The sequence below is a fragment of the Micromonospora matsumotoense genome (assembly GCF_050951065.1).
Lineage (GTDB): Bacteria > Actinomycetota > Actinomycetes > Mycobacteriales > Micromonosporaceae > Micromonospora > Micromonospora matsumotoensis.
Window position 1 is genome coordinate 810,815 of sequence record NZ_CP192025.1, and the last position, 12,583, is coordinate 823,397.

At 72.8% G+C, this 12,583-nt stretch carries 12 protein-coding genes, 1 tRNA gene and 1 pseudogene; 13 read left to right on the forward strand and 1 reads right to left on the reverse strand.

The genetic code is table 11. The features are described from left to right. The first annotated feature begins 105 nt into the window (after positions 1–105). From ACQP1S_RS03930 to ACQP1S_RS03960, 7 genes and pseudogenes are all read left to right on the forward strand, one after another. A complete protein-coding gene (locus tag ACQP1S_RS03930) occupies positions 106–1,005 on the forward strand; it encodes a TatD family hydrolase (RefSeq protein ID WP_432903086.1) in 900 nt (299 codons plus the stop codon). A gap of 32 nt (positions 1,006–1,037) precedes the next feature. After that, complete coding sequence (gene rsmA / locus ACQP1S_RS03935; RefSeq protein WP_432903089.1) at positions 1,038–1,907, forward strand: 16S rRNA (adenine(1518)-N(6)/adenine(1519)-N(6))-dimethyltransferase RsmA; 870 nt, start codon at positions 1,038–1,040, stop codon at positions 1,905–1,907. Positions 1,908–1,916: 9 nt separating this feature from the next. Beyond that, on the forward strand, positions 1,917–2,057 hold the full coding sequence (locus tag ACQP1S_RS03940; RefSeq protein ID WP_176739191.1) for a hypothetical protein: 141 nt from the start codon (positions 1,917–1,919) through the stop codon (positions 2,055–2,057). Continuing rightward, a pseudogene (locus ACQP1S_RS03945) lies at positions 2,054–2,987 on the forward strand (4-(cytidine 5'-diphospho)-2-C-methyl-D-erythritol kinase). The gene ACQP1S_RS03940 and the pseudogene ACQP1S_RS03945 overlap by 4 nt, the downstream one beginning before the upstream one ends. A 237-nt stretch (positions 2,988–3,224) precedes the next feature. Further along, positions 3,225–5,027, forward strand: a complete 1,803-nt coding sequence (locus ACQP1S_RS03950; protein WP_432903092.1) for an ABC-F family ATP-binding cassette domain-containing protein — start codon at positions 3,225–3,227, stop codon at positions 5,025–5,027. An 89-nt stretch (positions 5,028–5,116) separates the two neighbouring features. Then, positions 5,117–5,572 carry a DUF4383 domain-containing protein gene (locus tag ACQP1S_RS03955; protein ID WP_091252842.1) on the forward strand — a complete coding sequence of 152 codons (456 nt, stop codon included), beginning with the start codon at positions 5,117–5,119 and terminating at the stop codon, positions 5,570–5,572. Between the two features lie 101 nt (positions 5,573–5,673). Then, on the forward strand, positions 5,674–6,135 hold the full coding sequence (locus ACQP1S_RS03960) for a DUF4383 domain-containing protein (protein ID WP_432903095.1): 462 nt from the start codon (positions 5,674–5,676) through the stop codon (positions 6,133–6,135). Between the two features lie 8 nt (positions 6,136–6,143). On the opposite strand, the gene ACQP1S_RS03965 is transcribed toward ACQP1S_RS03960, so the two are convergent. After that, positions 6,144–6,833 (reverse strand): TetR/AcrR family transcriptional regulator, encoded by a 690-nt coding sequence (locus tag ACQP1S_RS03965; RefSeq protein WP_091252837.1) that lies wholly within the window; start codon positions 6,831–6,833, stop codon positions 6,144–6,146. Between the two features lie 248 nt (positions 6,834–7,081). Between ACQP1S_RS03965 and ACQP1S_RS03970 the strand changes: the two genes are divergently transcribed. The 6 genes from ACQP1S_RS03970 (at position 7,082) to ACQP1S_RS03995 (ending at position 12,525) form a co-directional block, all read left to right on the forward strand. Next, positions 7,082–7,153: transfer RNA gene (locus ACQP1S_RS03970), tRNA-Gln, on the forward strand. A gap of 159 nt (positions 7,154–7,312) precedes the next feature. Continuing rightward, positions 7,313–8,755 carry a bifunctional UDP-N-acetylglucosamine diphosphorylase/glucosamine-1-phosphate N-acetyltransferase GlmU gene (glmU, locus tag ACQP1S_RS03975; RefSeq protein ID WP_432907761.1) on the forward strand — a complete coding sequence of 481 codons (1,443 nt, stop codon included), beginning with the start codon at positions 7,313–7,315 and terminating at the stop codon, positions 8,753–8,755. A gap of 86 nt (positions 8,756–8,841) precedes the next feature. After that, positions 8,842–9,822, forward strand: a complete 981-nt coding sequence (locus ACQP1S_RS03980; RefSeq protein WP_091252833.1) for a ribose-phosphate diphosphokinase — start codon at positions 8,842–8,844, stop codon at positions 9,820–9,822. Between the two features lie 398 nt (positions 9,823–10,220). Beyond that, positions 10,221–10,913 carry a 50S ribosomal protein L25/general stress protein Ctc gene (locus ACQP1S_RS03985; protein WP_432903099.1) on the forward strand — a complete coding sequence of 231 codons (693 nt, stop codon included), beginning with the start codon at positions 10,221–10,223 and terminating at the stop codon, positions 10,911–10,913. 99 nt (positions 10,914–11,012) lie between these two features. After that, positions 11,013–11,603 (forward strand): aminoacyl-tRNA hydrolase, encoded by a 591-nt coding sequence (gene pth / locus ACQP1S_RS03990; protein WP_357900818.1) that lies wholly within the window; start codon positions 11,013–11,015, stop codon positions 11,601–11,603. A 118-nt stretch (positions 11,604–11,721) separates the two neighbouring features. Beyond that, positions 11,722–12,525 carry a 3'(2'),5'-bisphosphate nucleotidase CysQ gene (locus ACQP1S_RS03995; protein ID WP_432907764.1) on the forward strand — a complete coding sequence of 268 codons (804 nt, stop codon included), beginning with the start codon at positions 11,722–11,724 and terminating at the stop codon, positions 12,523–12,525. The last annotated feature ends 58 nt before the right edge of the window (positions 12,526–12,583 follow it).

Below are 12,583 nucleotides of genomic sequence, written 5' to 3' on the forward strand. Positions count from 1 at the left end.
GCCTGCCGTCCCGCCGCCACCCACCGATCCACCGACGCCGTCGGCGGCGGTCCGGGGCGGCACCGACCGGTCCGGGTCGGTGCCGACCGGGACGCCGGGTGTGTGATGCTGACCGCGATGACCGGACCGACCGAATCCCGCAAGCAGCGCGCCGCCCGCCGGGCCGGTGAGTTCCCGCCCGCCCCGCCGCCGCTGCCCCGTCCCGTGCTGGACAGTCACACCCACCTCGACATCACCGTCGCCGAGGCCGGGGCGCCCGGCGGCAGCGACGCGGTCGACCCGGTGGCCGCCGCGATCGAGGTGGCCGCCACCGTCGGCGTGGACCGCCTCGTGCAGGTCGGTGTGGACGTCGACTCGTCCCGCTGGGGTGCCGAGGTCGCCGACCGGCACCCGGCGGTGCTCGCCACCGTGGCACTGCACCCCAACGAGGCCCCCCGGCTGGCCGACCTCGACGCCGCGCTGCGGGAGATCGAGACGCTGGCCGCCCGGGACCGGGTCCGGGGCATCGGTGAGACCGGCATGGACTTCTTCCGCACCGGCGACGACGGCCGCGCCGCCCAGGAGGAGAGCTTCCGGACCCACATCGCCATCGCCAAGCGGTACGGCAAGGCCCTGGTCATCCACGACCGGGAGGCCCACACCGACGTGCTGCGGATCCTCGACGACGAGGGGGCCCCGGACACGGTGGTGCTGCACTGCTTCTCCGGCGACGCCGACTTCGCCCGCGAGTGCGTCCGCCGGGGTCACCTGCTCAGCTTCGCCGGCACGGTCACCTTCGGCAGCGCCACCGGGCTGCGGGAGGCCGCCGCGCTCACCCCGATCGACCAGCTGCTGGTGGAGACCGACGCGCCGTACCTGACGCCGATGCCGCACCGGGGCCGGCCCAACGCGTCGTACCTGATCCCGCTGACGGTGCGGTCGCTGGCCGAGACCACCGGGGTCGACCTCGACGAGCTGTGCGCGGCCATCTCCGCCACCGGGGACCGGGTCTTCGGCCCGTGGTGAACGCCCCGGAACCCACGACTACGCTTCGGGGCGTGACCGGCCTGCTCGGCCCGGCGGAGATCCGGGAACTCGCCGCGCGACTCGGCGTCAACCCCACCAAGAAGCTCGGCCAGAACTTCGTGCACGACCCGAACACCGTCCGCCGGATCGTCACCACCGCCGGTCTCACCCCCGACGACGTGGTGCTGGAGGTCGGCCCCGGCCTCGGCTCGCTCACCCTGGCCCTGTTGCCGGTCGCCGCCCACGTGCACGCGGTGGAGATCGACCCGGTGCTGGCCGGGGCACTGCCGCAGACCGCCGCCGGGCACGCCGGCCCGGCCGCCGCCCGGCTCACCGTGCACCGGGCCGACGCGCTGCGGATCACCGCCGCCGAGCTGGCCGACCCGCCGCCCACCGCGCTGGTGGCGAACCTGCCCTACAACGTCGCCGTGCCGGTGGTGCTGCACCTGCTCGCCGGGCTGCCCACCCTGCGGCACGGTCTGGTGATGGTGCAGAAGGAGGTCGCCGACCGGCTGGTCGCCGGCCCCGGCTCCAAGGTGTACGGCATCCCGTCGGTCAAGCTCGCCTGGTACGCCCGGTCCCGGGCCGCTGGCCGGGTGCCACCGAACGTGTTCTGGCCGGTGCCGAACGTCGACTCCGGCCTGGTCGCCTTCACCCGCCGCGAGCCGCCCCGCGACGACGTGCCCCGCAAGGCCGTCTTCGCCGTGGTCGACGCCGCGTTCGCCCAGCGGAGGAAGACGTTGCGGGCCGCGCTGGCGGGCTGGGCGGGGGGCCCGGACCGGGCCGCCGCGGCGCTCACCGCCGCCGGGGTGGACCCCGGCGCACGCGGGGAGTCACTCACCGTGGAGCAGTTCGCGGCGATCGCCGCGTCGGCTCCGACCGCCGCGCCGGTCGCACAGTAGGCTGACGCCGTGCCCGCCGAGGGACACGCCGCACCTGCGCGTACGACCTGGTTGCCGGCCGGTTCGCCGCCGGCCGCCGACTCCGCCGAGGAGCTGATCGTGGAGATGCCGTTCGACATCCGCCTGTGCCGGCGGGACGTCACCCGGTGACCGAGGCCTGGCGACCGGACGACGACGACCACCATCGGCGCGGCAGCAGCGGACCGGTCCGGGTCCGGGTGCCCGCGAAGGTCAACCTGCACCTCGGGGTGGGCGCGCTGCGCCGGGACGGCTACCACGAGTTGAACACCGTCTACCACGCAATCTCGATCTACGACGAGCTGACCGCCCGCCGCGGCGACACGCTCACCCTGACCATGGAGGGTGAGGGCACCGGCGAGCTGGCCCTGGACGACTCCAACCTGGCCATCCGCGCCGCCCACGCCCTCGCCGGCTACGCCGGGGTGCTGCCGCACGCCCGGCTGCACCTGCGCAAGCAGATCCCGCTCGCCGGTGGGCTGGCCGGTGGCAGCGCCGACGCCGCCGCCGCGCTGGTCGCCTGCGACGCCCTGTGGGGCACCGGGCTGTCCCGCGACGAGCTGGCCGGGATCGCCGCCGACCTCGGCTCCGACGTGCCGTTCCTGATCCACGGCGGCACCGCGCTGGGCACCGGCCGGGGCGAGGCGGTCAGCCCGGTGCTGGCCCGCCCCACCTCCTGGCACTGGGTGGTGGCCGTCGCCGACGGCGGCCTGTCCACCCCCGCCGCCTACCGGGAGCTGGACCGGCGGTGCGCCGCTGGGCAGCACCGACGGCCTGCTCGGCGCGCTGCGCCAACGGGACCCCCGGGTGCTGGCCGGCTGGCTCGGCAACGACCTCCAGGACGCCGCGCTGTCGATGCGCCCGGCCCTGGCCGACACGCTGAAGGCGGGGGAGGCCGCCGGGGCGCTCGCCGGCATCGTCTCCGGCTCCGGCCCGACCTGCGTCTTCCTGGCCCGGGACGCCACCGACGCGCAGCGGATCGCTGCGGAGGTGGAGTCCGCCGGGGTGTGCCGGGAGGCCCGGGTGGCCCACGGCCCGGTGGTCGGCGCCCGCATCGGCTGACCCCGCGCCCCGGGTGGAGATCAACGCCGGTGGGCCGATGTTGCGATCTCCCGCGACCGGGAAACCGCAACGTCGGCTCCGATGAGTTGATCAACGCGTCTCGGGGGCGGCCCGGCCCCGGTATCACCGCGGGTGGGCGGGACGGTGCGGGCCGGCACGGGCGTCCGCGTACCCTTGCCCCAGGCGTCCCGAGGTGCCCGCCGGCACCGGGACGCCTTGATCATGGGAGGTGAGGTCGTGGCCAACATCGTCAACCTGGACCGGGTGTCCAAGGGGTACGGCGCCGCCGGGCCGCTGCTCACCGACGTCTCACTCGGCCTCGACGACGCCGACCGGATCGGTGCGGTCGGCCTCAACGGCGCCGGCAAGTCCACCCTGCTGCGGATGCTCACCAAGCAGGAGGACCCCGACGACGGCCGGGTCACCCACCGCCGCGACCTGCGGGTGCTCTGGCTGCCGCAGGCCCTCACCCTCACCCCCGAGGCCACCGTGCGGGACGTGGTGCTCGGCACCGCCTGGCTCGCCGAGGGCATGGGTGCCGAACACGAGTGGGCCGGCGACGCCGGGGTCCGGGCCATCCTCGACGGCCTCGGCATGCCCCACCTCGGCCTCGACCAGCCGGTCGGCCCGATGTCCGGTGGCGAGCGCCGTCGGGTGGCGCTGGCCGCGCTGCTGGTCCGCGAATCCGACCTGCTCATCCTCGACGAGCCCACCAACCATCTCGACGTCGGCGGTGTCGACTGGCTGGCGAGGCACCTGGTCGGCCGCCGGGGCGCGCTCGTCGTGGTCACCCACGACCGGTGGTTCCTCGACGCGGTCTGCACCACCACCTGGGAGGTCGCCGACCAGACCGTCCGGGCCTACGAGGGCGGCTTCGCCGCCTGGACCCTGGCCCGGGTCGAGCGGGAACGGGTCGCCGCCGCCACCGAGGCCCGCCGGCAGAACCTGCTCCGCAAGGAGATCGCCTGGCTGCGACGCGGCCCGCCCGCCCGCACCTCCAAGCCGAAGTTCCGCATCGACGCGGCCAACGCGCTCATCGACGACGTGCCGCCGCCGCGCGACACCATGTCGTTGCAGCGGATGGCGACCGCCCGGCTCGGCAAGCAGGTGTACGACCTGGAGCACGTCCGACTGCACGCCGGGCCGAAGGAGATCCTGCACGACACCACCTGGCAGGTCGGCCCCGGTGACCGGATCGCCATCCTCGGGCGTAACGGCGCCGGCAAGACCACCCTGCTGCGGCTGCTGGCCGGCATCACCCGCGCCGACGGCGGCCGGTTCCACACCGGCTCCACCGTCAAGCCGGCGTTCCTCTCCCAGGAACTCGCCGAACTCCCCGGCCACCTGCGCGTCCTCGAAGCCGTCGAGGAGGTCGCCCGCCGGGTGCAGCTCGGCGACCGGGAGATCTCCGCCGCCCAGCTCGCCGAGGTGTTCGGCTTCGACGACCGGCGGCTCTGGACCCCGGTCGGTGACCTCTCCGGTGGGGAGCGCCGCCGCCTCCAGATGCTCCGGCTGCTCGCCGGGGAACCCAACGTGCTTCTGTTCGACGAGCCCACCAACGACCTGGACACCGACACCCTCGCCGCGCTGGAGGACCTGCTCGACTCCTGGCCCGGCACGATCATCGTGGCCAGCCACGACCGGTACCTGATCGAACGGGTCACCGACACCGCGTACGGGATGTTCGGCGACGGGCGGTTGGTGCACCTGCCCGGCGGCGTCGACGAGTACCTGGCCCGTGCCGCCGGACCCGGCCCGGCCCGGACGACGGCCGGTCCCGCCGCCACCCCCGACGCCCCGGCCGGGGGCGGGATGTCCGCCGCCGACGCCCGGCAGGCCCGCAAGGAGCTGACCCGGCTGGAACGGCAGATCGGCAAGCTCGACCAGAAGGAGGCCACCCTCCTCGACCAGTTCGCCACGCACGCCACCGACTACGCCCGGGTCGCCGAACTCGACGCGCAGCTCAAGGAGGTACGCGCCGAACGGGAGCGGACCGAGGAGACCTGGCTGACCCTGGCCGACGAGATCCCGCCGCTCTGACGCCGGCACGCCCCCGTGTGCGGCGTCACACCCCGGCGTGCGGGACAATCGTCGGCGACCCTCACCCGAACGGCGTTGGAGACACAGTCATGGCCCACACCCCCGTCAACCATCCCGCGCGGCCGGTCTACCGGGCGATCGGCGGGCTCATCGGTCTCTACCTGGTGGTCTTCGGCGCGCTCGGCGTCATCGCCAGCGCCGGCAACGACCTCTTCGCCCAGGACGACACCAAGGTCCTCGGCCAGGGCACGAACCTCGGGTTCTCGCTGCTGTCCGTGCTGCTCGGGGTGGTCATCCTGGTCGGCACGGTGATCGGCCGCAACCTCGACGTGGCGATCAACCAGTGGCTGTCCTACACCCTGATGGTGATCAGCCTGGCCGGCCTGGCCTTCCTGCAGACCGACGCCAACGTGGTCAACTTCAGCATCGTCACGGTGATCGTGCTGATGACGCTCAGCCTCGTCCTGCTGATGGTCGGCATGTACGGCAAGGTCGGCACCGACGACGAGAAGGAAGCCTGGCAGAAGGCACGCCTGGTGCTCTGACCCGGACCTGCGGGGTGGGCCGGGTTGCCTGGCATTTCGCCCACGCCGGACGGCGGGACGGGAGACAATCGTCCCGACACGTCGTCCGTGCAGGAGGGGCCATGGCGCACTTTCCGGTCAACCACCCGGCCCGCCCGCTGTACCGGGTCTTCGCCGGGCTCGTCGGCGTCTACATCCTGGTCTTCGGCGTGTTCGGCGTCGTGCAGACCTGGGGTGAACCGCTCTTCTCCCGGGGCAGCCACTGGGCGTTGGGCCTGCGTACCAACCTGGCGTTCTCGCTGGTCTCGGTGCTCTTCGGGCTGGTCCTGATCATCGGGGCGTCCCGGCGCGGCAATCTCGGGCACGTCATGAACCTCACCGCCGGGGTGGTCTTCATGGTCACCGGCATCGCGATGATGAGCGTGCTCCAGACCCGCGCCAACGTCCTCAACTTCTCCATGTCGACGGTGATCGTCTCGCTGCTGTTCGGCCTGCTGCTCCTCGCCACCGGCCTGTACGACAAGGTCGGCACCGACGAGCACGCCGAACAGGAGCGGGCCGACCGGCTCCACCCCGCCCGCTGACCCGTCGCTCAGCCGGGCTTGCGGACGGTGATCAGGCCCGGCCCGGCCTCCAGATGGGACAGCCCGTTCCAGGCCAGGTTCACCAGGTGCGCCGCCACCGTCTCCTTGCGCGGCCTGCGGACCTCCAACCACCAACGGCCGGTCAACGCCACCATCCCCACCAGCGCCTGCGAGTACAGTTCGGCCAGCTTCGGGTCGTAGCCCCGGCCGGAGAACTCGGCAGCCAGGATGTGCTCCACCTGGTGTCCCACATCGTTCATCACACTGCTGAAGTTGCCGGTCGCCGACATCAGCGGCGACTCCCGCACCAGCACCCGGAACCCGCTGGTCTCCTCCTCGATGTAGCCCAGCAGCGCCAGCGCCGCCTGCTCCAGCAACTCCCGGGGATGACCGGCGGTCAACGCCGTGCTGAGCCGGTCCAGCAGCGCCCGCACCTCACGGTCGACGACGACCGCGTACAGGCCCTCCTTGCCGCCGAAGTGCTCGTAGATCATCGGTTTGGAGACCCGCGCCCGCGCCGCCACCTCCTCGATCGAGGTCGCGTCGAAGCCCTTCTCGGCGAAGACCTGCCGACCGATCGCGATCAGCTGTTCGCGCCGCTGGGCCGCCGACATCCGTACCCGGGACGTCGGTTTCGCGTCCGCCGCCGGCCCCGCCCGTCGGGCACCGGTGTTCTCCCCGCCCGGGGCCTGCGCCATCTCGTCACCTCGTCGGCGCGCGGTGACGCCCTGTCGTGGAATGCTCCGGTCGTGCCCGTCTGTCTCGGTCACCCGGCCATCCTGCCAGGTGATCCACCTCGGCACCGCCGGGTTCGGCGCCCGGCCGGCTTCCGCGCCGGCTCCGCCGCCAATCGTCTCGGCCGAGGGCGTCATGGCGGGGCTCACCGAGGAGATCACGTAGGGGTGGGGGCCGCCCGGCGGAGGCGCTAAGCTGTCTTGCGTCACATTCGGCCGTGGTGTAATTGGCAACACCCGGGTCTTTGGTACCCGTGTTTCAGGTTCGAACCCTGGCGGCCGAGCCGTCCGTCACTTCCTCCCCGATCGGGGTAAGGGGCGAAGTGTCCCCGTCGTCTGGTTAGCATGGCGGCGAGACTGTCGCCTTCCCCGACGGGAGCCCACCCGTGTCCCAGCCCCACCGCCGTACCGTCGTCGTGCTCGCCGCCGGGGAGGGCAAGCGGATGAAGTCGGCGCTGCCCAAGGTGTTGCATCCACTGCTCGGCCGGACGCTGCTCGGCCACGTGCTGGCCGCCGCCGGTCCGCTGCGCGCGGACCGCACCGTGGTGGTGGTCGGGCACGGCGCCGAGCAGGTGCGCGCCCACCTGGCCGAGGTCGCCCCGGACGCCACCGGAGTCCTGCAGGCCGAGCAGTTGGGCACCGGGCACGCCGTGCGGATCGCGCTGGACGCGGTGCCGGAGTCCACCGGCACCGTCGTGGTGATCAACGGAGACGTGCCGCTGCTGCGTACCGAGACGGTGGAGGCGCTGGTCACGGCGCACGAGGGCGAGGGGGCGGCGGCCACCGTCCTGGCCGCCGAGGTGCCCGACCCGACCGGCCTGGGGCGGATCGTCCGGGACGCCGCCGGCCGGCTGGAGCAGATCGTCGAGGAGCGCGACGCGACCCCGGCCCAGCGGGCGCTGCGGGAGATCAATGCCGGCATCTACGCCTTCGACCTGGCCCGGCTGCGGGCCGCGCTGGGCAAGCTCTCCACCGACAACGACCAGGGCGAGGAGTACCTCACCGACGTCTTCGGGCTGCTCTTCTCGGCCGGTGAGCCGGTCGGCGTGCACGTGGCCGCCGACCACGTCGAGACGTTGGGCTGCAACGACCGGGTGGAGCTGGCCGGGCTGCGCCGGCTGCTGCGCGACCGGGTGAACGAGGCGTGGATGCGGACCGGGGTGACGATCCTGGACCCGGCGACCACCTGGATCGACGTGACCGTCACCGTCGGGCGGGACGCGGTGCTCGACCAGAACACCCAGCTGCGGGGGGCCACGACGGTGGGCGCGGAGGCGGTGGTCGGGCCGGACGTGACGCTGATCGACACGGTGGTGGGCCCGGCGGCGACCGTGCTGCGCAGCCACGCGACGGGCGCGGAGGTGGGCGCGGGGGCGAGCGTCGGCCCGTACGCGTACCTGCGGCCGGCGGCGCGGCTGGCCGAGCGGGCGAAGGTGGGCACCTTCGTCGAGGTGAAGAACTCCGACGTCGGGCCGGGCGCGAAGGTGCCGCACCTGTCGTACGTGGGGGACGCGACGATCGGGGCGAAGGCGAACATCGGCGCGGCGACGATCTTCGTGAACTACGACGGGGTGAACAAGCACCGCACGGTGGTCGGTGACGGCGCGTTCGTCGGCTGCGACACCAACCTGATCGCGCCGGTCGAGGTGGGCGCGGGGGCGTATGTGGCGGCGGGCAGCGCGCTCAGTCAGGACGTGCCGCCGGGGGCGTTGGGGGTGACCCGGGCGCCGCAGCGCAACATCGAGGGCTGGGTGCTGCGCAACCGGCCGGGCACGGTCTCCGCGCGCGCCGCGGAGCAGGCCCGCCGGGTCGCCGAGGATGCGTCGGGCGGGTCGAGGGCGGCAAGTGAAGGTGAGGCAATCCACGGGGGTGCCGAGACGGTGTGAGGGTCGGCGGGGCCGGGGCATACTGCAACCGAATACCCCGGCCCACCACCGCCGGGCACCACCGACCAACGGGAGCAGACGGGCCCATGGGCAGCATCGTCGCCGAAAACCGCAAGAGCCTGATGCTCTTTTCCGGACGTGGCTTTCCGGAGTTGGCCAAGGAGATCGGTGAGGTGCTCGGCGTGGCGCCGACCCCTTCCGACGCGTACGAGTTCGCTAACGGTGAGATTTTCGTACGGTTCCGGGACTCGGTGCGTGGTTCGGACGCCTTCGTGGTGCAGTCCGTCACGCATGGGGTCAACACCTGGGTCATGGAGACCCTGATCATGGTGGACGCGCTGAAGCGGGGGTCGGCGAAGCGGATCACCGTGGTCCTGCCGTTCTACCCGTACTCCCGGCAGGACAAGAAGCACCGGGGCCGGGAGCCGATCTCGGCCCGGCTGGTGGCCGACCTGCTCAAGACGGCCGGGGCGAACCGGATCCTCACCGTCGACCTGCACACCGCCCAGATCCAGGGCTTCTTCGACGGCCCGGTGGACCACCTCTTCGCGATGGACATCCTCGCCGAGTACGTGGAGCACAAGTTCGCCGGCCGGCCGATGACCGTGGTCGCCCCGGACTCGGGCCGGGTACGGGTGGCGGAGCGGTGGACGGACCGGCTCGGCGGCTGCCCGCTGGCGTTCATCCACAAGACCCGGGACCCCTTGAAGCCCAACCAGGTGGTGGCGAACCGGGTGGTCGGCGAGGTGGAGGGCCGGGTCTGCCTGATCGTCGACGACATGATCGACACCGGGGGGACGATCACCAAGGCGGCGGAGATCCTCAAGGAGTCCGGTGCGGCGGAGATCGTGGTGGCCTCCACCCACGCCCTGCTGTCCGACCCGGCGACCGAGCGGTTGAAGAACAGCCCGATCACCGAGGTGGTGGTGACCAACACGCTGCCGCTGCCCTCGGACAAACAGCTGGACAAGCTCACCGTGCTGTCGATCGCACCGCTGCTGGCGCGGGCGATCCGGGAGGTCTTCGACGACGGGTCGGTGACCACCCTCTTCGGTGGCCTGAGCTGACGGTCGCACCGCCCCGGCCGCCCGGCCGGGGCGGTGCGTGCCCGCGTCGCGGCCGGGCGGGGCGGATCGGGGCGGGGCCGGTGGTGCCGGAACGTGGCCGCGCCGGGGACGTGGAAGTGGTGCCGGAACGTGGCCGCGCCGGGGACGTGGAAGTGGTGTCGGGGTGGGGCCGCGCCGGGAGATGGGGACTGCCGGAGAGCACGGAAAGACCTCGGGTAGACTGGTCCGGTTGCCACGGCGAGGGTGCCCGGCGGGTCGCTGATCGAGCGCCGCACGGAGGCACCGTCATCGACGCGGTGCTCCGGGCAGTCGTTCATGACGCATGAGCCCCAAGCGAGCCCCTCGCCCAGCACCGCCAGACGACAAGCCGCCGTAGCGTTAGCATCAGGAGTTTTCCCGTGTCCGAGGTAAAGATCAGCGCCGAGCCCCGTACGGAGTTCGGCAAGGGTGGTGCCCGTCGTACCCGCCGAGCCGGCAAGGTGCCCGCCGTGCTGTACGGCCACGGCGAGAAGCCCAAGCACATCGCGCTTCCGGCGCGGGAGTTCGCCGCCGCGATCCGTAAGGGCGGTGCCAACCAGCTCTTCGCGATCGAGGTCAGCGACGGCACCCAGGTGCTGGCCCTGCCGAAGGCGATCCAGCGTGACCCGATCCGGGACAGCTTCGAGCACGTGGACCTGCTGCTGGTCCGCCGGGGCGAGAAGGTCACCGTCGAGGTCCCGGTCCAGCTGACCGGTGAGGCCGCGCGGGACACCCTGATCGTGCACGACCACGACACCCTCTCGGTGACCGCCGACGCCACCAAGGTGCCGGATCACCTGGAGGCCTCGATCGAGGGCCTGGAGGCCGGCAGCCAGGTCACCGCCGCCGACGTCGAGCTGCCCTCGGGTGTCGAGCTGGCCGCCGACGCGGACCAGACGGTCGCCTCGGTGACCGCCGCGCCGACCGCCGAGCAGCTCGAGGCGACCCTGCCCGAGATCGAGACCCCGACGACGGAAGCCGACGAGGCCGCCGAGGGTGCGGAGACCGCCGAGGCCGGCGAGACTCCCGCCGCCGAGGGCGCGGAGAGCACCGAGGCGAAGACCGAGGCCTGACCGGTCGCATCGTTCACGGCAGGCGCTCCCGTCGCGGGGGCGCCTGCCGGCGTATCGGGGCACCGGCGGCGGGCAGACGGCGAGCGGGAGGTACGGGACGTGACGGACGAGACGGGGCCGTGGCTGGTGGCCGGCCTGGGCAACCCGGGTCGGGAGTACGCCGGGAACCGGCACAACGTCGGCTTCATGGTCGCCGAGTTGCTCGCCGTACGGCTGGGTGGGCGGTTCGGGCGGTACAAGCGGGTGGTGGCGGATGTCGCCGAGGGGCGGATCGGTTTCGGCGGGCCGAAGCTGGTGCTGCTCAAGCCGCAGACGTACATGAACCTGTCGGGTGGGCCGGTGGCCGCGCTGGCGCAGTTCCACAAGATCCCGGCCGATCGGGTGATCGCCGTACACGACGAGCTGGACCTCCCGTACGGGCAGCTGCGGGTGAAGCTGGGCGGCGGCGAGGGCGGGCACAACGGTCTGCGTTCGATGTCGAAGTCGTTGGGGACGAAGGAGTACGTCCGGGTGCGGTTCGGCATCGGCCGGCCGCCGGGGCGGCAGGACCCGGCGGACTACGTGCTGTCGGACTTCGGCACGGCGGAGCGCAAGGAGTTGGAGTTCCTGGTGGACCGGGCTGCTGACATGGTGGAGTCGGTGGTCACCAAGGGTGTGGAGCCGACCCAGAACGCCTACCACGGGGCCTGAAGTCGCGGGGGGCGTTCTCGTGGCGCGGCGGGGATGGCGGTAGTCTGCGCGTTCTGACGTGGCACGCCCCGCGCGGGCCGCGGTTGGCGACGGGAGCGAGTTCGTGGGCAGTCCTCCGATGATCGACGGCGCGTTCGCCCGCTGGCTGGCGGACCGGGCCGGGCAGGCCCTGCTGGAGTTGCGCGCCGAGATGGGGTTCGCGGACGCGGCGGCGTTGAAGGCGGCCGGGGACAAGGTCTCGCACGATCTGATCCGCAGCGAGCTGGCGAAGTGGCGGCCCGGTGACGCCGTCCTCTCCGAGGAGGACGAGGGGTCCCGGCTGGTGGACTCCACGGACGGCGTCTCCCGGCTGACCGCCGACCGGGTGTGGATCATCGATCCGCTGGACGGCACCCGGGAGTTCTCCGAGGAGGGGCGCGCCGACTGGGCGGTGCACGTGGCGCTCTGGACGCGTAACGCGCCGTCGCCGCACGGGTTGGTGGCGGGCGCGGTGGGTCTGCCGGCGCAGCACCGGGTGCTGGGCACGGACTATCCGCCGGCGTACCCGCCGATGACGGTGGAGGCGGCGACCTCGGGCGACCGTACGCTGCGGTTGGCGGCGAGCCGGAGCCGGCCGCCGGCCTTCCTCACCGACCTGGCCGGGGACGTGGGCGCCCAACTGGTGCCGATGGGTTCGGCGGGGGCGAAGATCGCGGCGGTGGTGACCGGTGACGTGGACGCCTACATCCACGCGGGCGGCCAGTACGAGTGGGACTCGGCGGCCCCGATCGCTGTGGCGACGGCCACCGGGCTGCACGCTTCCCGAATCGACGGTTCTGCGCTGAGATACAACGAGGCGGATCCGCGCCTGCCGGACCTGCTGGTCTGCCGCAAGGATCTCGCCAGCCGGTTGCTTGCAGCGTTGCAGAGGCATTCCGGGTAGCCTGAGCGCTGTTTTTGACTTGTCCGACCGGAAAGGTCTGGAATCCATGAACGGATCC